This is a genomic window from Paenibacillus sp. 1781tsa1, assembly GCF_024159265.1.
GTDB lineage: Bacteria > Bacillota > Bacilli > Paenibacillales > Paenibacillaceae > Paenibacillus.
Window position 1 is genome coordinate 6,214,729 of the sequence record NZ_JAMYWY010000001.1, and the last position, 19,050, is coordinate 6,233,778.

The window sequence follows — 19,050 nt, forward strand, 5'->3', positions numbered from 1 at the left end:
TATAATATTATTTTTTTTAATTCAATTGCCGCCTAAGCAGCGTTCAGATCAAGTTGCTTACGCGCCTTGTTCTTCTTTTTCTGCAACTGCTTTAACCGCAAGCGCGAAGTTGCGCACTGGCGCTTGAAGCACGCTGAGGAGCATGGAAAGGAGTCCATCGCGGGATGGCAATTCTGCCAACGCCTTAACTTCTTGTACTCCGATTACGCGACCTTCTACGACAGCACCTTTCAATTCCAATGCATCGTTCTTTTTCGCGAAGTCGTTCAGAATTTTAGCTGGAGCCACAACGTCATCTACGCTGAATGCAATTGCAGTAGGACCTGTAAGAACACTATCGAGTTCTGTCAGTTCTGCTGCTGCAGCTGCACGGCGAAGCAACGAGTTTTTCAGCACTTGGAATTCGATCCCTGCTTCACGAAGTTGCTTACGCAACTCAGTTACTTGGGCAACGTTCAATCCGCGATAGTCAACAACAACAGTTGTAACGCTCTCGCGCAATTTTGCTGTTACTGCATCAACGGACTCTTGTTTTGCTTGAATCACTTTTGCGTTTGCCAATCTGTACACCTCCTGATCAAATTTATCCCATTAAGAAAAGCCTCCGTAGAATCACGAAGGCTTGATATATACTCACAACCGATTTGCATCGTTCTAAGTTCTATAATCACACCTCGGCAGGAAATTAAGCCAATTGGCACCTACTGTCTACGGCAAGCATATTCAAATGTCAACGGTCAGTCACTCGGACTCACAACTTTTATATCTTATCAAAACAGGACAAGCCTGTCAATAGATATTATCTAAAAGCTGCTGCGTTCACGCGTGCGCCAGGGCCCATCGTGGAAGAAAGACTAACATTCTTCAGATAAACACCTTTTGCTGCCGCTGGTTTAGCACGATTCAGAGCTTCCATGAGAGCTTTGAAGTTCTCATTAAGTTGCTCAGAAGAGAAAGAAGCTTTACCAATCGGTGCATGAATTTGACCTGCACGATCCAGACGATATTCGATTTTACCGGCTTTAATTTCTTGAACAGCCTTAGTTACATCGAAAGTTACCGTTCCGGCTTTAGGGTTAGGCATCAGACCTTTACCGCCGAGCAGTCGGCCCAATTTACCTACTTCACTCATCATATCTGGTGTCGCTACGCAGACGTCGAATTCGAACCAGCCTTGTTGGATTTTGTTGATCATGTCTGCATCACCAACATAGTCCGCGCCAGCCGCTTCCGCTTCTTTCGCTTTGTCACCTTTTGCAAATACCAATACGCGTTGTGTTTTACCTGTGCCGTGTGGCAAGACAACAACACCACGTACAGCCTGGTCTTGCTTACGAGGGTCTACACCCAAACGAACTGCTGCTTCGATTGTTTCATCGAATTTTGCAGTAGCTGCCTTTTTCACAAGCTCTACAGCTTCTGAAGGCTCGTAAGTTGCTTCGCTGTCAATCAGCTTAGCAGCTTCCAGGTATTTTTTACCGTGTTTAGCCATGTTTTATTCCTCCTTTGTGGTGTTAGCGGATATACCTCCCACATCAACCGGTCGCGAATCGACCGGTTTTACGAAGCCATGTTTCTTATGAAAATTAGTCTTCGATGGTGATACCCATGCTGCGGGCAGTACCTTCGACCATACGCATAGCGGACTCAACGTCTGCTGCATTCAGGTCAGGCATTTTTGTTTCTGCGATTTGACGAACCGCATCACGTTTAACAGTAGCAACTTTTTTCTTGTTCGGTTCGCCGGATCCTTTTTCAACTTTAGCTGCCACTTTCAACAGAACTGCTGCTGGTGGAGTTTTAGTGATGAAAGTAAAGGAACGGTCCTCGAATACAGAAATTTCAACTGGAATAATCAATCCTGCTTGATCAGCTGTACGAGCGTTGAATTCTTTACAGAATGCCATGATGTTGACACCTGCTTGACCCAAAGCTGGACCTACTGGTGGCGCTGGATTTGCTTTACCTGCTGGAATCTGCAGTTTTACCATTTTGATTACCTTTTTTGCCATGATTGACACCTCCTTGCAAAATAGTGGTTAACGGGCCTTCCAGCCCTCCCACAAGAAACTTGAAGAAACTATATCTTCTCCACTTGCGTATATTCCAACTCAAGCGGTGTTTCCCGTCCAAACATGTTCACGTGCACTTTCAACTTGCTTTTGTCTACCAAAATTTCTTCCACGGAGCCTACGAAATTCGCAAAAGGACCGACTTTAATACGTACGGATTCCTTAATATCGAACTCAATTTTCGGCTTAGGTTCAACCATACCCATGTGCTTCAGAATTTGTTCCACTTCTTCAGGCAACAAAGCAGTTGGTTTGGACCCAGAACCTGTCGAACCGACAAATCCTGTAACACCTGGTGTGTTGCGAACAACATACCAAGAGTCATCCGTCTGTACCATTTCCACCAAGACATAACCAGGGTAAACTTTACGCATAACGGTTTTTTTCTTACCGTCCTTGTTTACCACTTCTTCTTCCATAGGAACAAGAACGCGGAATATCTTGTCTTCCATGCCCATAGACTCGACGCGTTTTTCCAAATTGGCCTTGACCTTGTTCTCATACCCTGAATAGGTATGAACGACGTACCATCTTTTTTCCATATCAAGCCACCGGAACCCTTCTTAAATAATCGCTTCGATCACAAAGGAGATGCCAATGTCAATGACCCAAAAAAACAGCGTCATAACCACAACAGTACCAAGTACGATCAATGTGTAGTTGGTCAGCTCTTTACGATTAGGCCAGCGAACTTTTTTAAGTTCAGCCCAGCTTTCTGAGAAAAAGGAAATCAGAGATTTGAAACTTCGTTTCACGCCGACACCTCCAAAAACTATCTGGTTTCGCGATGAGAAGTCTGCTCGTTACAAAACTTGCAAAATTTCTTCATCTCCATGCGGTCGGGGTGATTACGCTTGTTTTTTGTCGTAGTGTAATTTCTTTGTTTGCAGTTAGTACAAGCCAAAGTAATAATTACCCGCATGATGTACACCTCCCGAAGACTTCCACATTCAAGCAGAGTCTCTAAATTGATCCTGAAAAAAAGCCATAAATTTAGGCCTACCTAAAACACTTTATCACAAGGGTATAACCATGTCAACGAAAGAATAGCCTTTCATTCATTGGGTATTACTTCCGTACAACGTACATTCGTTTCGCATCTCTGTTTTTCTCTTCTCCTACATGGACCGAGCGATTACTAGTATAAACATTCTTTGATTTTATAAACTTGAGACAGTAAAAAAAGACTCAAACACCGAGCCTTTTCCTTCAACGACAACATGTGTTTAATTATCTCGAACTTCCAGGTACTTTTCAAGTTTGCGCTTAACGCGCTGAAGTGCATTATCAATGGACTTCACATGTCTGTCCAAATCAACTGCAATCTCTTGATAAGATCTCCCGTCCAGATACAACATCAATACTTTACGCTCCAGATCACTCAGAATCTCGGACATTTTATCTTCCAGGCCCACAAACTCTTCCTGATTGATGATCAATTCTTCCGGATCACTGACCTGGGTTCCACAAATCACATCGAGTAACGTACGATCAGACTCTTCGTCATAAATAGGCTTGTCCAGAGATACATAAGAATTAAGCGGAATATGCTTCTGACGTGTTGCTGTCTTAATCGCCGTGATAATCTGTCTTGTAATACAGAGTTCAGCAAAAGCCTTGAACGAAGCCAGCTTGTCCCCTTTGAAATCTCGAATGGATTTATAGAGGCCAATCATTCCTTCTTGAATAATATCTTCCCGGTCTGCCCCAATCAGAAAATAAGATCTAGCCTTGGCGCGTACAAAGTTACGATATTTGTTAATCAAAAACTCTAACGCTTCGCTTTCGCCTTCACGGAAAGCTTCGACAATGTCTTCGTCACTTTGGTAATCATACTTAGATAACATGATATCTTTGAGGTCGACACTCACAGACAATCCCTCCGGCTGCAACGCAAGGTACCCCGTTACTCTACTCTATGAAATATAGGATCAGTATATATGATGGTACCTCACACCGTCAACCACGCTCTGCCTAAAAAAGAACATCAATAACATAAATGTCAAGAGTTTCAATATTCTAATTTTTGTAAAACCGAGCTGTTATTCCCGGCGCCACCGCTCAAACTCTTTCAATACATCTGGACTCAACTTGCCCCCGAGTGTGTTACGCGTGGTCTTCGCCTGATCTTCTTCCAGTCGTTTTTTTAATTCTTTTTCGTTCTGCTCAACTTCAATTAGCAATTCCCTTGCAGATACGCGTAGCGCTCCCTGTCCGAAAATGACATGTTGCTCTACCATATCGCTCGTAGCCACATAGATTTGGCGTCTTCGCATGCTTAGTTCCCGAACGAGTCTCTCAATGCATTCGTCTGCCGTCTCTTTTTCCTTTGTAAAATAAATCTGCACTTTGCTCTGAGTAAAGGATTTACCGAGTCCAGGCACGAGGTAGGCGTCAAACACAACAATGACTCGCCGGCCGGAGAACGCCTGGTAGTCCGCAAGACGAAAGAGGAGCCTGTTGCGCGCCTCTTCGAGTCCACTTTCCGCCAGTCTGGTTAATTCCGGCCAGTCGCCAATCATGTTATACCCGTCTACAAGAAGCACATCACGGGAATCAGCCATACCTTCTATTCCTGCGCTTGACGCGAGCGGAGCACTTCATACATGACAACACCCGCTGCCACGGAAGCATTCAGGGAATTAATCTGACCTTGCATCGGTAATTTGATCAGTACGTCGCATTTCTCACGAATAAGTCGTCCCATTCCCTTGTTCTCATTTCCGATTACCAATGCCACAGGGCCAGTAAAGACTCCATTACCAAAGACACCTTCATGAGCAGTGACATCTGTCCCTACAACCCATACACCTTCCTCTTTGAGGCGATCGATGGTCTGGCCAAGATTACTTACACGAGCCACTGGCACATACTCCACGGCGCCTGCTGACGTTTTGGATACCGTTACGGTTACCGCTGCCGAGCGACGTTTGGGTACAATGACGCCATGCGCACCCGTGCAGTCTGCTGTCCGCAAAATCGACCCCAGGTTATGAGGATCTTCGATCTCATCCAGTAGAATCAGGAAAGGATGCTCGTTCTTCGCTTTCGCTGCAGCAAGAATGTCTTCTACCTCCACATAAGCGTAAGGTGCAGCTTGTGCAACTACCCCCTGATGCTGAATGCCTGGTACCGTTTGATCCAGCTTACGCTTGTCCACGTGTTGAATGACAATACCTAGTTTTTTAGCTTCCGAGATAATAGGTTGAGTCAGATGTTTCTGTGCTGTATCGGCAATCCATATTTTATTAATGGTCCGGCCTGAACGCAGCGCCTCCGTCACGGAGTGTTTACCGGCGATCCATTCTTCTTCCATCGTTGTTCGATCCTCTCTGTAATGCGTTGTTTTGTTGAAATTTCTATTTTTTTGTCGGCGATGGCGATTGTTGTTCCGCGTGCTCAATGCCAAGCCCGATCAGTTCAATCATGCGATCATGATGACCACTGCTGTAGAGATAACCAATAAGACATTCAAAAGCTGTGGCATGTCTGTACTCCAACACATCTGCATTTTTGGGTACACTACCCGACTTGGCATTCCGCCCTTGCCGGACGATATCACGTTCTTCCTCTGTCAGTTCAGCCTCAATCGTTGTAAGTATGCGGCTCTGCGCCTTCGCTGATACCAACCCAGTTGCACTACGGTGCAGATGATTGGGACGCATGTTGGCTTTCGACAATAGATATTGACGAACAGCTACCTCATATACCGCATCACCAATATAGGCCAGTGCAATAGGTGGAATCAACCTCGCAGGTCTGGATGGAGGATACGGAAACCACCCTCCCTCCGTGACCTGCTCCTGTTGTTTTGGTGTATTTGGATGTCCTTCGCTCATTTGCGCCGCCATCTCATGCCCTGCGCCGTATCTTCAAGCAGAATGCCACGTGCAGACAACTCATCGCGAATTTCATCCGCTCTTGCCCAGTTTTTGGACTTGCGCGCTTCTACACGCTCTTCAATCAGATGTTCGACTTCCTCATCCAGAAGTTCGGGCTCTGCATCCGTGTAAATGCGCAGCACAGCATTCAATTCACTGAACAATTCGAGGAGCGCACGAATGTCTGCCGCATTGACAACTTCTTGCTGCAACAGTTGGTTGGCTTCCCCTGCCCACTCAAACATAGCAGTGATCGCATCAGGAGTATTGAAATCATCCTGCATCTTCTCGTGATACTGCTGACGAATTTGGTCGAGTCTTGCCGCAAACTCTGCTGTGATATCCTGATCTACGGTTACTGCGTTCAGACGATGGTTCAGGTTACCTACAGCATTCGCAATCCGGTCCACACTGTTCTGTGCCTGCTCCATCGTATCATCCGTGAAATTCAACGGATTACGATAGTGGGTAGACAACATAAAATAACGAATCGCTTCGCGTTTATATTGATTCCGCAAATCTTTAACAAGAACACCATTACCGAGGGATTTCGACATCTTCTCGTTATCAATCCGGATGAATCCGTTATGCATCCAGTAGTTCGCAAGTGGTTTACCTGTTAATACCTCGGATTGGGCGCATTCGCACTCATGGTGCGGGAACTGTAGATCCTGTCCACCCCCGTGAATGTCCAGTGTATCCCCAAGGTACTCCCTAGCCATGGCAGAGCACTCAATATGCCAGCCTGGTCGACCATCGCCCCAAGGACTGGACCAATAGATCTCACCTGGTTTTGCAGCCTTCCACAGTACGAAATCTTCGGGATGCTCTTTGCGCTCGTCCACACCTACACGAATTCCGAATTGCAGCTCCTGTAAATTTTGTTTCGAGAGCTTGCCATACTCGCTGAATTTGCCTGTACGGTAATAGACATCACCGCCATTTTCGTATGCGAAACCTTTTTCAACCAACTCACGGATAAACTCAATAATGAGCGGCATGTTTTCCGTTACTCTCGGGTTGCTACTTGCCTTAGGAATACCCAATCCCTCAAGGTCTTCATAATAGGCTGCAATAAACTTCTCCGCGACATGAGGAACATCCGTTCCAAGTTGTTCCGCTTTGCGAATCAGCTTATCGTCCACATCCGTGAAGTTCACCACATAGTTTACATCATGTCCTGTCTGTTCCAGGTATCCACGAACCGTGTCGAAAAAGATAACCGGGCGTGCATTGCCAATATGAATATAGTCATATACCGTTGGTCCGCAGACGTACATTTTTACTTTGCCTGGCTCTTGGGGAACAAATTCTTCTTTTGTACGACTCATCGTATTATAAATCTGAAGCGTCATGGTCACTTATCCTTTCATCCTATACTGCCTTTATTTATTGTATCACGTATCATGCACAGTCTCATTTGCGCGGGCATTCTGCAGTGTACGTACTTCTTCCTGCAATCGTTCAAGTTCTTTTTGCATACTACGCAAGGAGTCAACGACCGGATCGGGCAATTGTTGACTGAGGCGATCTACCCGTCGGCCATCCTGTTTAACAATTCTGCCCGGTATACCTACCACGGTACTATTGGAAGGGACCTCCTTAAGCACAACGGAGTTCGCACCAATGTTGCATTGATCCCCCACGCTAAATGAACCCAGCACCTTTGCTCCGGATGAGATAACCACATTATTACCAATGGTCGGATGTCTCTTTCCTTTTTCTTTCCCTGTTCCGCCAAGCGTAACCCCCTGATAGATAACAACATCATCGCCAATCTCACATGTTTCTCCAATAACGACGCCCATTCCATGGTCAATAAACAACCGATTCCCGATCGTAGCTCCAGGATGTATCTCAATCCCTGTCATAAAACGGCTAACCTGCGAAATGAACCTGGCCACCGAGAACCATCTTCGCTTGTATAAAAAATGAGCCATCCGGTGTGCCCATATCGCATGCAGCCCTGAGTAGGTTAGTACCACTTCAAACCAACCTCGGGCCGCCGGATCGTTTTCAAACACCGCCTGGATATCTGATCTGATCTTCTTGAACATGCTCGTTCCCCTCTTGTTCAGGTTCTCGTCCTCCGGCTTACCGGACGGCGCGTTCCTTGGTAGTGTACTGCACACTCGCCTAAACAAAAAACGCCTCTGCAGCATTTAGCTGCAGAGGCGTTTATCGCGGTCCCACTCTGCTCGGTCCATTCTTAAATAGAATGAGCCCTCAAGCGGTTTGGTAACGGAAACCAATCGTCACAACCTATCCTAACGTTTTCCCATGTCATGATCGACAAAGGCGGGGCTGGATTCGGCTGTGCAGCTCACGGGCGCATTTCGACTAATGGACAGCGGATGGTTCACAGCCACCGCAACCAAAGAAATCTTTCTTTGCTGCGGGACCATCCTCTCTGAATCTGTCCGGGTCAGTCTACTCCTCCCGATCTTTGCTGTTCTATTAGATAAATCATATCAATTATTCGTTGTGTTGTTATTATAGCGAAAAGGCCTCAGACTGACAACAGCCTCCTACGTAATCCATACATCATAGGACTGTGTTGAGATTCCGAATAAACGGAATGCCCTCGAATAATCTTATTTTACTTGCGCGAGCAATCGTTCGATCACCGTATCACGACCCAGAAGCACGATCGTTTGATTCAGATCCCGTCCATGCGTCTGTCCAGTCAAGGCTACACGAATTGGCATAAAGAGCTGTTTGCCCTTAAAGCCCGTTTCTTTCTGTACTTCCTTGATCAATGCAGCCATTTTGCTTGGCGTGAACTCTTCACTTGCCTGCACTTTATCCGCAAATGCCTTCAGCACGGTCGGCACTTGCTCTTCAGCGAGAACTGCGGCACCTTCAGTTTCCAACTCAATCTCCGAACGGAAGAACACTTCCGACAATTCTACGATATCGGATGCGGCATTCATCTGTTCCTGATAGAGATGTACGAGCGTATAAGCCCATTCTTTTTGTTCAGCAGACAGCTCGGAAGAAATAAGTCCAGCCTTTTGCAGATGCGGAATGGCCATTTCGGCAATCCGTTCCGGGTCAGCATGTTTGATATAGTGGTTGTTCAAGTGAGCCAGCTTGTGCGTATCAAATACCGCCGGGCTCTTGGACAGACGTTTCGTATCAAAAATGGAGATCAGTTGCTCTTGCGAGAAGATCTCTTCCTCCCCTTCCGGCGACCAGCCGAGCAGGGAAATGAAGTTAAACATCGCTTCAGGCAAATAGCCGAGCTGATCATACTGCTCAATAAACTGAATAACGGATTCATCCCGTTTACTCAGCTTCTTGTGATTTTCATTCACGATCAGCGTCATATGACCGAATTGCGGCGGCTCCCAGCCAAGCGCTTCATAGATCATCAGTTGACGTGGCGTGTTCGAGATGTGATCTTCCCCACGCAGGACGTGGGAGATCTTCATCAAGTGATCATCCACAGCAACAGCATAGTTGTAAGTGGGAATGCCGTCTTTTTTCACAATGACGAAGTCACCGGATTCCTTGCTGTTGAACGAGATTGTACCTTTAACCATGTCATCAAACGTATATATCCGCTCTTCCGGCACCCGGAAACGAATACTCGCTACGCGGCCTTCCGCTTCAAACGCACTAATCTGCTCTGGAGTCAGATCACGGTGCTTGCCCGAATAACGCGGCGTTTCTCCACGTGCTGACTGCTCCTCGCGCTCTTGCTCCAATTCTTCTTCCGTGCAGAAGCAAGGGTACGCCAGACCTTTATCCAGCAATTCCTGCGTATATTTACGATAGAGGTCCAGACGTTCCGTTTGACGGTATGGTCCGTATTCTCCGCCCACATCAATACTTTCATCCCACTCGATTCCGAGCCATTTCAGGTATTTCAGCTGGCTTTCTTCACCACCGGCAATATTCCGTTTTACGTCCGTATCTTCAATACGAATAATGAATTTACCGTTATTATGTTTGGCATATAGATAGTTAAACAGCGCCGTACGGGCATTCCCGATATGCAGGTGTCCTGTTGGGCTCGGCGCGTAACGCACACGAATTTCCGTGCTCATATGATCCCCTCCGTCACGAATTAATTGATGATATCACACACGAACAAGGCAAACAACGGATTGAGCGGCAATGCCCTCTCCCCGTCCCGGGAATCCCAGTTGCTCTGTTGTTGTTGCTTTCACGTTCACCTGTGTTACATCCGCTTCCAGTGCCTTGGCAATCAACTCAGCCATCTGTGGGATGTAAGGAGCCATCTTCGGCTTCTGGGCAATAATCGTTGAATCGATATTTCCCAGCTTATATCCGCGATCCTTCACAAGCTGCCATACATGCTCCAGCAATTTCAGGCTGTCGGCATCCTTGAATTCCGGATCAGTATCCGGGAAGTGCTTGCCAATATCCCCGAGTGCCAGCGCACCCAAAATGGCATCACTAATCGCGTGCAACAGCACGTCTGCGTCCGAGTGACCCAGCAGTCCTTTTTCATAAGGAATCGTTACTCCGCCAATAATACACGGTCGTCCCTCTACCAGCTGATGAACATCAAATCCCTGTCCTACACGTATCATCGCTTCTTCTCTCCCCCCAGCAAAAACGCAGCGTATTGCAAATCTTCCGGCGTTGTTAATTTGATATTCGTATAATTGCCTTCCACAACCTTGACCGACATACCCTGACGTTCAGCCAGCATGGCGTCATCTGTTCCCAGAAATCCGTCCTGCTCGGCTGATTCGTAGGCGGAGAGCAGGGAAGAAAGACGAAAAGCCTGCGGGGTTTGAATGCTCCACAGACTGCTACGATCTGGTGTCGCCGTAACGACTCCCTCCGCATTCACTTGTTTGATCGTATCCTTCACGGGAACCGCCAGTACAGCAGCTCCACCACTGGATGTGGCAGCCGCCATGCATCCCTTGATCTGCTCATGGTTCACAAAAGGACGTACCCCGTCGTGAACGAGAACCCAATCCGTCCCAAGTGCCTCAAGGCCTTTATGGACAGAATGTTGTCTCTCTTTCCCTCCGGGGATAACACGGACACGTGAATCCAGTTGGTATTCTTTTACCCAATCCTGGCAGCGTTCAACATCTGCAGCTCCTGTGACCAGCACCATCTCGCGGATCTCGTCCAGCGCAGCAAATACCTCAAGCGTATGTATGAAAACGGGCTTGTCCTGCAGCAACAGAAACTGTTTGCTCTCGGTCGTCCCCATCCGGGTTCCGCGACCTGCTGCCACAATGACAACGCCCCACCCTTTATCCATGCCGCAATCCCTGCCTTGTCTGTCAGTTTATCGTCCAAAGATATACAATATCATTCAACGATACACTACCCATCATACCGCTTTATTGGGCTTTTTCCAACAGTTTAGGCTTGGCAAAAATCATTCGTCCCGCTGAAGTCTGCAACACACTGGTTACCAACACTTCCATCATCATGCCAATATACTCGCGTCCGCCCTCCACAACGATCATTGTGCCATCATCCAGATAGGCTACACCTTGACCATGCTCCTTGCCATCCTTGATGATCTGCACCATGATCTCCTCACCTGGCAGAACAACCGGCTTCACCGCATTGGCGAGATCATTAATGTTTAACACAGATACACCCTGGAGTTCGCACACTTTGTTTAGGTTAAAGTCATTGGTGACCACTTTGCCCTGAAGCACTTTAGCCAGTTTGACAAGTTTGCTGTCCACCTCGGAAATTTCCTCGAAATCCCCTTCGTAGATGAGGACTTTTACATCGAGTTCCTTCTGGATTTTGTTCAAAATGTCCAGTCCACGCCGTCCTCTGTTCCGCTTGAGCAGATCCGATGAATCGGCAATATGCTGCAGCTCCTCCAGAACAAATTCCGGGATTACGATCGTACCTTCAATAAATCCGGTTTTGCATATGTCAGCGATACGCCCATCGATAATAACACTGGTATCCAGAATTTTATGTTCTTCCATCCGTCTATCCTCGTCCACCTCGGGATGACCCCATCGCCCAGACATCCAGAAGGCCCCCAGATCGTCTTTCTTCGCCATGGCAAGGGTGTAGCCGGAATAAGCACTAATCACCGTTAGCGCCACTTGCAGCACTTCTCCTGCCGTTCCCATCCATCCCACAACAGGGTAGAGCAATAAGGCCACCAGCAACCCAGCAACGGTACCTGCGGCACCTGCAGCCAGTTCGTTCATAGGTACTTTTGCCAATGAATCGATTCCACTATGCAGCCTGTCTGCCATCAATGTTCCACCAATATTACATACAGCCATAAACATTACAGCTCCCAGCAGCGTCGATATACCAGCTCCCAGTAATCCTGCGGACTGAATCCACTCCGCCATCCATGGGACCGATTTTCCTGCCAGATGATATGCCGTGTAGCCGAACCATGCACCGCACAATCCTGTAAAAGTTAAAATGCCTTTTTTCCACATTAGTCCCTGCACCTCCTTCAATGTATCTTGATCTTGATATCCAGTATGATCCAATTCCTGAATTGCTAATCCCTTCCGGAAGAACTTTTTGGAAATGTTGCAATCGTCAGTTGAAAGTAGGTAAATTATTGGCATATAATGAATTCAATTCATATCCCGAGGTGAGTGGCAAAATGAGTACGCTAAGTTTACAGGCTTTCCAGGATCAAGTTTCTGAACTGTTGCTGCGTCATCGCAGCCTGATTGATGTACTGTCCAAAACGGGACAAGCCGGAGCGTCTGTTAACCGTGCCGTGTCCAAAGCCATTACCGAATGCGGCTGCATCGAGCTGCACGCCACCAAGCAGAAATATGCCCCGGAGAGCGACATCGCTCAAACCAAGGGTTTGCTGGAAACGCATGTGGAGGGTGAGTTGTGTGAGAACTGCAGAGAGGTCATTAGCTCTGAGCTAGGGCGGAACCTGTTCTACATGTCGGCTCTCTGCAATCTGCTGGACATTAACATGGAAGAGGTCGTAAATCACGAATCACAGAAGTGTTCAACGTTAGGGATGTTTAATCTGTCGTAAGAAGATATGTATGTCGTTCGCAAGGGTTTCTTTTACCGTAAATAGATCTGAATAAACAAAAAGCACGCATTCTCCAGTTCAGGAGAGTACGTGCTTTCTTTGTATATTGTCTGTCACCAATGTTACTTAACGATCGGAAGGACGTGAAGATTTCTCATCCTTGCGCTTTTTCGCCCGACTACGCGAGGCCGCTGTTCGCACGTTATGCTTCATCCCATACAAGGCGTATAACACCAGCGGAATAAAAATCAATTTGGATAACTGCTCCGGGAAAATCACGGCTACGGCTATCGCAAATAACACAACCCATGGGGCAATCCAGATTGCCTTACGCGGCAAACCAACCTTTTTGAAATTGGGATACTTAAGCGAACTCACCATCAGGTATGATAACAGCAACGTAGCAATCATCATGCTGACCGGACCGATATCCTTGTTAAACAAGGACAATGTGGCCAACACTCCGCCGGCTGCCGGAATCGGCAAACCTGTGAAGTACCCGGGGATTCCCGGACGAACATTAAACCGGGCAAGACGAATGGCTCCACAGATCGGAAAAGCCGCTGTTGCGATCCAGGCGAGAATCGGCATCGAATCTTGAAACGACACCATAAATATGATCAGGGCTGGTGCTGCACCAAAGGAAACCATATCAGACAAGGAATCCAGTTCTTTGCCGAATTCGCTTTGGGCATTGAGTGCACGTGCCACTCTGCCATCCAGACCATCCAGCAGCATCGCTACAATGACCATAATGGCAGCCAAACTGTAATTTCCATCAATCGCAAGCAAAATTGCCATCATTCCAAGAAACAGATTACCCAGGGTAAAGAGATTCGGAATGAATCTGGTTAGCATCGTTGTTTCACCTCATCCATTTCAAGCCTTTATATAGGCAAACCCTTACATCTGCCTGTCGATAAACATCTGCTCCTGCAAACGTTTGAGGCCTTCCTTAATGGTCCGGGCACGAACTTCACCAATACCGTCCACTTCGTCCAGTTCTTCAATTGTAGCCATAATAACATGAGGCAATTGTTCGAATTGATCCACCAGGTTATGGATAATGACATTGGGCAGGCGGGGGATCTTATTTAATACCCGGAATCCACGAGGTGCAACCGAATCCTCTGAAGTGGCCGCTGATGAAGGATAACCGAGCAGACGGACAATATGGTGTGCATCCAGCAATTCATCGTCCGACAATCTTTTCAGTCCCACGATAATTTCACGGATTTTGTCATCACTGTCGTCACGGGCATAGTCTTTATACAGCAACCAGGCTTCTTCTTCCGTTGTACCCACAAGCTCTTCCATTTGCATGGAAATGAGTCGTCCCTCATTCCCGAGTTCATGAATGTATCGTTTGATCTCCGTTTTGATCCGCATCACCATTTCGGTACGCTGAATCACATTAACCACTTCAGGAATCGTCACCAGTTCCTCAAATTCAGAGGCGCTCAGATTTGTAAGGGACTGTGTTAATACAGCTTTGTATTTCTCCAGGGTTTGAATCGCTTGATTCGCTTTGGTCAAAATAACCCCGATTTCCTTGAGGGAATAACGAAGTGTTCCCTGATACAAGGTAATGATATTCCGGCGCTGTGATATGGATACGACCAATTTACCCGTTTGCTTTGCTACACGCTCTGCCGTCCGGTGACGAATCCCCGTCTCTGATGAAGAGATCGAAGAGTCCGGGATTAACTGGGTATTGGCGTAAAGAATACGCTTCAGATCTTCGCTAAGAATGATGGCACCATCCATCTTGGCGAGTTCGTACAGATAGTTGGGGGAGAAATCACAGTTAATCGAGAATCCCCCATCCACCACTTCCATGACTTCAGGGCTGTATCCTACAACAAGCAGTGCGCCCGTCTTGGCGCGCAGCACATTTTCCAGACCTTCGCGGAAAGGTGTACCTGGTGCGATCAGCCTTAATAATTCATTCATATTATCCAGTTGGCTCGAATCTTTCATCTTGTTATGCCCCCTAATCTAAAGCAACCGCTAGTGCATCTGCCACGGTATTCACACCGATCAGTTGTATCCCGCGAGGATGTTTCCAGCCCTTTAAGCTTTTTTCTGGTAAAATGACACGCTTGAAGCCCAGCTTCGCGGCTTCCTTCACTCGTTGTTCGGCTCGTGATACGGCTCGAACTTCACCTGTGAGACCGATCTCGCCAAAGATGACGTCATCCGGCTTGGTCGGTACATCTCTCAAGCTGGATGCAATGCTGACCGCAACCGCCAAATCTACCGCGGGCTCATCGAGCCTTACTCCACCAGCCACGTTAAGATATGCATCCTGGGTTTGTAAAAACATGCCCATCCGCTTCTCCAGCACTGCAATGATCAGATTTAATCGATGCAGGTCTACCCCTGTTGCCATACGGCGTGGAGAAGGGAAATGGGTGGTCGAGATCAACGCCTGCAATTCCACGAGCAGAGGACGTGTGCCCTCCATACTGGCAACTACCGTAGAACCCGCTACACCCAGTGGGCGTTCCGACAAAAACAGTTCAGACGGGTTGCCCACCTCACGAAGTCCATCCTCGCCCATTTCAAAAATGCCAATCTCATTGGTGGAACCAAAACGGTTCTTCACCGCACGCAGCAGGCGATACGTATGATGGCGTTCGCCTTCAAAATAAAGCACGCAATCCACCATATGTTCTAACATACGTGGACCGGCAATGGCACCTTCTTTGGTAACATGCCCCACAAGAACCGTTGCAATGCCTCTGCCTTTGGCAATCCGCATGAACCTTGACGTACATTCCCTTACCTGTGCTACACTACCTGGCGCACTGGTAACTTCGGGAAGATACACCGTCTGAATGGAGTCGATGACAAGAAAATGCGGCTGGATCTGATCCACCGCTTCCTCTACACGTTCCATATTGGTTTCACACAGCACATACAACTCGGCAGAGAGTGCCCCGAGACGATCCGCCCGCAATTTGGTTTGCTTGACTGATTCCTCACCTGAAACATATAACACACGTAGACCCGAATGCGTCAAAGCATGGGACGTCTGCAACATCAACGTTGATTTACCGATACCTGGGTCTCCACCCACCAGAACGAGTGAACCTGGAACGATTCCGCCACCCAATACCCGGTTCAACTCTCCGATTCCAGTCTGTACACGCGGTTCCTGACCGCTATCTATATCTATGATAGGAAGCGGTTTATCTTTACTGTCAAACAGAGGAGAATTTCTCCCTTGTGTTTTGACCACCGTCTCTGTTTCTTCCACCATTGAATTCCATGACTGACAACCCGGACACTTGCCGTACCACTTGGGGGCTTCATAGCCGCATTCCGTACATTGAAACTTGGTTTTAACTTTGGCCACTTCAGCACTCCTATAATTTAGTTTTATAACAGCATTTTGCATTATTCGACGAATTTTGCCCAAACTCCCTGACGTGCAGGGTTACTAAAAGTTTACCATTGTTTGAGATTTTTCGTAAAGGATTATCGCAAACTTTACACATGTTCCTGACATAATCATGTCCGTCTTCTGTCCAAAATGCAAAAAATCCTCCCCGGCCGAAGCCGAGAAGGATTATGAATCAATACAAGCTGAAGTTCATCTCCATAGCTTGCTACATATTATTTGGTTTCGATTTCCTCATTAGAAGGAACAATCACGTCTTTTTTCGTTACAGACAGTGCTCCGTTCTCTTCGTCAATGAGTAATGAATCGCCCTTGGTTACGTTACCTGTAAGCAGCTCTTCAGACAATTTGTCCTCGATATGCTTCTGAATCGCCCGACGAAGCGGACGCGCACCGTAAGCTGGATCGAAGCCGGCTTTGGCCAGGAAATCCTTGGCATTGTCGGTGAGTTCGAAGTCAACCTCGTATTCACGCAGTCGTTTGCGAAGCTCTTCACTCATGAGGGTAACAATCTCTGCAATGTGTTTCTGTTCCAGAGAGTGGAATACGATAATTTCATCAATCCGGTTAAGGAACTCTGGACGGAAGCTTTTCTTCAGCTCATCCATGACTTTACCCTTCATGTTATCATAATCCGCACCTGCATCCACAACTGCTGTGAAGCCCAGTGTAGAGTTACGTTTGATCGCTTCAGCACCCACGTTGGATGTCAGGATAATCAGCGTATTCCGGAAGTCAACAACGCGACCTTTGGAATCCGTTAGACGACCATCCTCAAGCACTTGCAGCAAGATATTGAATACTTCCGGATGTGCTTTCTCGATTTCATCGAGCAGGACAACGGAATATGGTTTGCGACGAACTTTCTCTGTCAGCTGGCCACCTTCTTCATATCCAACATATCCTGGAGGCGCTCCGACGAGTCGGGAAGTCGAATGCTTCTCACCATATTCGGACATATCAATACGGATTACTGCATTTTCATCGCCAAACATCGCTTCAGCCAGAGCACGAGCAAGTTCTGTTTTACCTACCCCTGTAGGACCGAGGAAGATAAATGAACCCATCGGACGTTTTGGATCTTTCAATCCAGCACGTGCACGACGAACCGCACGACTGACCGACTTCACAGCCTCATCCTGGCCGATAACACGTTCATGCAGAATCGATTCCAGATTCATCAGGCGCTGCGTCTCTTCTTCTTTCAGCTTGTTCACCGGAATTCCTGTCCAGTTGGCTACCACTTGTGCGATATCCTCAGGTGTTACTTCGGAATCCGTGCGACCTTGTTTTTCTTTCCATTGATTCTTCGTTACATCCAGCTCTTCACGGATTTTTTGTTCCGTATCACGCAGAGCGGCTGCTTTTTCGAACTCCTGGCTTTGAACTGCAGCGTCTTTTTCCTTGCGAATATCTTCCAGACGGCTTTCCAGTTGTTTCAGGTTTGGTGGGATCGTGTAAGAGTTCAATCTTACTTTGGAACCCGCCTCGTCAATCAGGTCAATCGCTTTGTCTGGCAGGAAACGGTCTGTGATGTAACGGTCAGACAGCTTAACCGCCTGCACAATCGCTTCATCCGTAATTTTCACGCGGTGATGCGCCTCATAACGGTCACGCAAGCCGTGCAAAATTTGAATCGCTTCTTCCGGAGAAGGCTGATCTACAGTAATCGGTTGGAAACGACGCTCAAGCGCTGCATCCTTCTCGATGTATTTGCGATATTCATCCAGTGTTGTCGCACCGATACATTGCAATTCTCCACGGGCCAGAGCCGGTTTCAAAATATTAGAAGCATCGATGGCACCTTCAGCTCCGCCTGCGCCAATCAAGGTATGCAATTCGTCAATGAACAGGACAATGTTACCTGCTTGGCGAATCTCATCCATGATTTTTTTCAGACGATCTTCGAACTCACCACGATATTTGGTTCCAGCAACTACTGAACCCATGTCCAGAGTCATTACACGTTTGTCACGCAATGTTTCCGGAATCTCATTCGCAATGATTTTTTGTGCAAGTCCTTCAGCAATCGCTGTTTTACCTACACCTGGCTCACCGATCAATACGGGGTTGTTCTTGGTACGACGGCTGAGCACCTGAATGACACGCTCAATTTCTTTGCTACGCCCAATGACTGGGTCAAGGTTATTCTCTCTGGCGTATGCCGTGAGGTCACGTGCCAGACTGTCCAGTGTTGGTGTGCTGACATTGGCAGGTGTTCCATTATGGCTGGATACAGCTTCACTGCTGCCAAGCAACTGTAACACTTGTTGACGTGCTTTGTTCAGGCTGATACCCAGGTTATTGAGCACACGTGCTGCAACACCCTCGCCTTCACGAATCAATCCGAGCAGGATATGCTCTGTGCCTACATAGGTATGGCCCAATTTACGAGCTTCATCCATAGACAGTTCAATTACTTTTTTCGCACGTGGCGTATATGCAATGTTGGTAGGTTGCTCTTGGCCGCGGCCAATCAGCGTTTCTACTTCATCCTGAATTTTTTCCAATCCGAGTCCCAGGCCGATCAGTGCTTTGGCTGCGATGCCTTCGCCTTCACGAATGAGGCCGAGCAAAATATGCTCAGTACCGATGTTATTATGACCGAGACGGACAGCTTCTTCCTGCGCGAGTGCGAGCACCTTTTGGGCCCGTTCCGTAAATCTTCCAAACATCATATCTCCTGCACCTCCATGGTTT

General features: G+C 47.4%; 21 protein-coding genes and 1 other annotated feature. Of the genes, 1 reads left to right on the forward strand and 20 read right to left on the reverse strand.

What is annotated here, in order from left to right; translation table 11 throughout:
* Nucleotides 1-57: 57 nt before the first annotated feature.
* The 16 genes from rplJ to NKT06_RS28080 all read right to left on the reverse strand — a co-directional run bounded on the left by rplJ (nucleotide 58) and on the right by NKT06_RS28080 (nucleotide 12,375).
* Nucleotides 58-561 (reverse strand): 50S ribosomal protein L10, encoded by a 504-nt coding sequence (rplJ, locus tag NKT06_RS28005; RefSeq protein WP_062836175.1) that lies wholly within the window; start codon nucleotides 559-561, stop codon nucleotides 58-60.
* A 23-nt stretch (nucleotides 562-584) separates the two neighbouring features.
* Nucleotides 585-732 (reverse strand) — a sequence feature (ribosomal protein L10 leader region).
* 67 nt (nucleotides 733-799) lie between these two features.
* On the reverse strand, nucleotides 800-1,492 hold the full coding sequence (gene rplA, locus NKT06_RS28010) for a 50S ribosomal protein L1 (RefSeq protein WP_017692063.1): 693 nt from the start codon (nucleotides 1,490-1,492) through the stop codon (nucleotides 800-802).
* 94 nt (nucleotides 1,493-1,586) lie between these two features.
* Complete coding sequence (gene rplK, locus NKT06_RS28015; RefSeq protein ID WP_017692062.1) at nucleotides 1,587-2,012, reverse strand: 50S ribosomal protein L11; 426 nt, start codon at nucleotides 2,010-2,012, stop codon at nucleotides 1,587-1,589.
* A gap of 68 nt (nucleotides 2,013-2,080) precedes the next feature.
* Complete coding sequence (nusG, locus tag NKT06_RS28020) at nucleotides 2,081-2,614, reverse strand: transcription termination/antitermination protein NusG (protein ID WP_024633599.1); 534 nt, start codon at nucleotides 2,612-2,614, stop codon at nucleotides 2,081-2,083.
* A 21-nt stretch (nucleotides 2,615-2,635) separates the two neighbouring features.
* Nucleotides 2,636-2,827, reverse strand: coding sequence for a preprotein translocase subunit SecE (secE, locus tag NKT06_RS28025; protein WP_017692060.1), 192 nt, complete (start codon nucleotides 2,825-2,827; stop codon nucleotides 2,636-2,638).
* A gap of 17 nt (nucleotides 2,828-2,844) precedes the next feature.
* Nucleotides 2,845-2,994 (reverse strand): 50S ribosomal protein L33, encoded by a 150-nt coding sequence (gene rpmG, locus NKT06_RS28030; RefSeq protein ID WP_072735843.1) that lies wholly within the window; start codon nucleotides 2,992-2,994, stop codon nucleotides 2,845-2,847.
* Between the two features lie 304 nt (nucleotides 2,995-3,298).
* Nucleotides 3,299-3,943, reverse strand: coding sequence for an RNA polymerase sporulation sigma factor SigH (sigH, locus tag NKT06_RS28035; RefSeq protein ID WP_017692059.1), 645 nt, complete (start codon nucleotides 3,941-3,943; stop codon nucleotides 3,299-3,301).
* A 171-nt stretch (nucleotides 3,944-4,114) separates the two neighbouring features.
* Nucleotides 4,115-4,636 (reverse strand): NYN domain-containing protein, encoded by a 522-nt coding sequence (locus NKT06_RS28040; RefSeq protein WP_062836174.1) that lies wholly within the window; start codon nucleotides 4,634-4,636, stop codon nucleotides 4,115-4,117.
* Nucleotides 4,637-4,641: 5 nt separating this feature from the next.
* Complete coding sequence (gene rlmB / locus NKT06_RS28045; protein WP_017692057.1) at nucleotides 4,642-5,388, reverse strand: 23S rRNA (guanosine(2251)-2'-O)-methyltransferase RlmB; 747 nt, start codon at nucleotides 5,386-5,388, stop codon at nucleotides 4,642-4,644.
* Between the two features lie 43 nt (nucleotides 5,389-5,431).
* Nucleotides 5,432-5,911 (reverse strand): Mini-ribonuclease 3, encoded by a 480-nt coding sequence (locus NKT06_RS28050; RefSeq protein ID WP_036607160.1) that lies wholly within the window; start codon nucleotides 5,909-5,911, stop codon nucleotides 5,432-5,434.
* Nucleotides 5,908-7,308 (reverse strand): cysteine--tRNA ligase, encoded by a 1,401-nt coding sequence (gene cysS / locus NKT06_RS28055; RefSeq protein WP_253442852.1) that lies wholly within the window; start codon nucleotides 7,306-7,308, stop codon nucleotides 5,908-5,910. Before cysS ends, NKT06_RS28050 begins: the two co-directional genes overlap by 4 nt.
* Nucleotides 7,309-7,350: 42 nt before the next feature.
* On the reverse strand, nucleotides 7,351-8,010 hold the full coding sequence (cysE, locus tag NKT06_RS28060) for a serine O-acetyltransferase (protein ID WP_253441179.1): 660 nt from the start codon (nucleotides 8,008-8,010) through the stop codon (nucleotides 7,351-7,353).
* 537 nt (nucleotides 8,011-8,547) lie between these two features.
* Nucleotides 8,548-10,005, reverse strand: coding sequence for a glutamate--tRNA ligase (gene gltX, locus NKT06_RS28065; protein WP_253441181.1), 1,458 nt, complete (start codon nucleotides 10,003-10,005; stop codon nucleotides 8,548-8,550).
* Between the two features lie 33 nt (nucleotides 10,006-10,038).
* Entirely contained in the window at nucleotides 10,039-10,515 is a 477-nt protein-coding gene (ispF, locus tag NKT06_RS28070) for a 2-C-methyl-D-erythritol 2,4-cyclodiphosphate synthase (protein WP_253441183.1), read from the reverse strand.
* Entirely contained in the window at nucleotides 10,512-11,207 is a 696-nt protein-coding gene (gene ispD / locus NKT06_RS28075) for a 2-C-methyl-D-erythritol 4-phosphate cytidylyltransferase (RefSeq protein WP_253441185.1), read from the reverse strand. The genes ispF and ispD overlap by 4 nt, the downstream gene beginning before the upstream one ends.
* A gap of 82 nt (nucleotides 11,208-11,289) precedes the next feature.
* Nucleotides 11,290-12,375, reverse strand: coding sequence for a PIN/TRAM domain-containing protein (locus tag NKT06_RS28080; RefSeq protein WP_047841132.1), 1,086 nt, complete (start codon nucleotides 12,373-12,375; stop codon nucleotides 11,290-11,292).
* Between the two features lie 173 nt (nucleotides 12,376-12,548).
* On the opposite strand from NKT06_RS28080, the gene NKT06_RS28085 reads away from it, so the two are divergent.
* Nucleotides 12,549-12,944, forward strand: a complete 396-nt coding sequence (locus NKT06_RS28085) for a nucleoside triphosphate pyrophosphohydrolase family protein (protein WP_017692049.1) — start codon at nucleotides 12,549-12,551, stop codon at nucleotides 12,942-12,944.
* A gap of 126 nt (nucleotides 12,945-13,070) precedes the next feature.
* Here the strand turns inward: NKT06_RS28085 and pssA are convergent, their stop codons facing one another.
* The 4 genes from pssA to NKT06_RS28105 form a co-directional block, all read right to left on the reverse strand.
* Complete coding sequence (gene pssA, locus NKT06_RS28090; protein ID WP_017692048.1) at nucleotides 13,071-13,802, reverse strand: CDP-diacylglycerol--serine O-phosphatidyltransferase; 732 nt, start codon at nucleotides 13,800-13,802, stop codon at nucleotides 13,071-13,073.
* Nucleotides 13,803-13,847: 45 nt separating this feature from the next.
* Entirely contained in the window at nucleotides 13,848-14,924 is a 1,077-nt protein-coding gene (disA, locus tag NKT06_RS28095; RefSeq protein WP_062836168.1) for a DNA integrity scanning diadenylate cyclase DisA, read from the reverse strand.
* 13 nt (nucleotides 14,925-14,937) lie between these two features.
* A complete protein-coding gene (gene radA, locus NKT06_RS28100; protein WP_036671578.1) occupies nucleotides 14,938-16,305 on the reverse strand; it encodes a DNA repair protein RadA in 1,368 nt (455 codons plus the stop codon).
* Nucleotides 16,306-16,565: 260 nt separating this feature from the next.
* Nucleotides 16,566-19,028, reverse strand: a complete 2,463-nt coding sequence (locus NKT06_RS28105; protein WP_253441187.1) for an ATP-dependent Clp protease ATP-binding subunit — start codon at nucleotides 19,026-19,028, stop codon at nucleotides 16,566-16,568.
* Between the last annotated feature and the right edge of the window lie 22 nt (nucleotides 19,029-19,050).

Bases quoted from the DNA above. Each gene is read 5' to 3' on its own strand.
- NKT06_RS28050 (WP_036607160.1), bottom strand. From the start codon at position 5,911: ATGAGCGAAGGACATCCAAATACACCAAAACAACAGGAGCAGGTCACG.
- NKT06_RS28080 (WP_047841132.1), bottom strand. From the start codon at position 12,375: ATGTGGAAAAAAGGCATTTTAACTTTTACAGGATTGTGCGGTGCATGG.
- ispD (WP_253441185.1), bottom strand. From the start codon at position 11,207: ATGGATAAAGGGTGGGGCGTTGTCATTGTGGCAGCAGGTCGCGGAACC.
- NKT06_RS28085 (WP_017692049.1), top strand. From the start codon at position 12,549: ATGAGTACGCTAAGTTTACAGGCTTTCCAGGATCAAGTTTCTGAACTG.
- NKT06_RS28040 (WP_062836174.1), bottom strand. From the start codon at position 4,636: ATGGCTGATTCCCGTGATGTGCTTCTTGTAGACGGGTATAACATGATT.
- rplA (WP_017692063.1), bottom strand. From the start codon at position 1,492: ATGGCTAAACACGGTAAAAAATACCTGGAAGCTGCTAAGCTGATTGAC.
- disA (WP_062836168.1), bottom strand. From the start codon at position 14,924: ATGAAAGATTCGAGCCAACTGGATAATATGAATGAATTATTAAGGCTG.
- pssA (WP_017692048.1), bottom strand. From the start codon at position 13,802: ATGCTAACCAGATTCATTCCGAATCTCTTTACCCTGGGTAATCTGTTT.
- cysS (WP_253442852.1), bottom strand. From the start codon at position 7,308: ATGACGCTTCAGATTTATAATACGATGAGTCGTACAAAAGAAGAATTT.
- gltX (WP_253441181.1), bottom strand. From the start codon at position 10,005: ATGAGCACGGAAATTCGTGTGCGTTACGCGCCGAGCCCAACAGGACAC.
- rplK (WP_017692062.1), bottom strand. From the start codon at position 2,012: ATGGCAAAAAAGGTAATCAAAATGGTAAAACTGCAGATTCCAGCAGGT.
- rpmG (WP_072735843.1), bottom strand. From the start codon at position 2,994: ATGCGGGTAATTATTACTTTGGCTTGTACTAACTGCAAACAAAGAAAT.
- ispF (WP_253441183.1), bottom strand. From the start codon at position 10,515: ATGATACGTGTAGGACAGGGATTTGATGTTCATCAGCTGGTAGAGGGA.
- rlmB (WP_017692057.1), bottom strand. From the start codon at position 5,388: ATGGAAGAAGAATGGATCGCCGGTAAACACTCCGTGACGGAGGCGCTG.
- nusG (WP_024633599.1), bottom strand. From the start codon at position 2,614: ATGGAAAAAAGATGGTACGTCGTTCATACCTATTCAGGGTATGAGAAC.
- NKT06_RS28105 (WP_253441187.1), bottom strand. From the start codon at position 19,028: ATGATGTTTGGAAGATTTACGGAACGGGCCCAAAAGGTGCTCGCACTC.
- cysE (WP_253441179.1), bottom strand. From the start codon at position 8,010: ATGTTCAAGAAGATCAGATCAGATATCCAGGCGGTGTTTGAAAACGAT.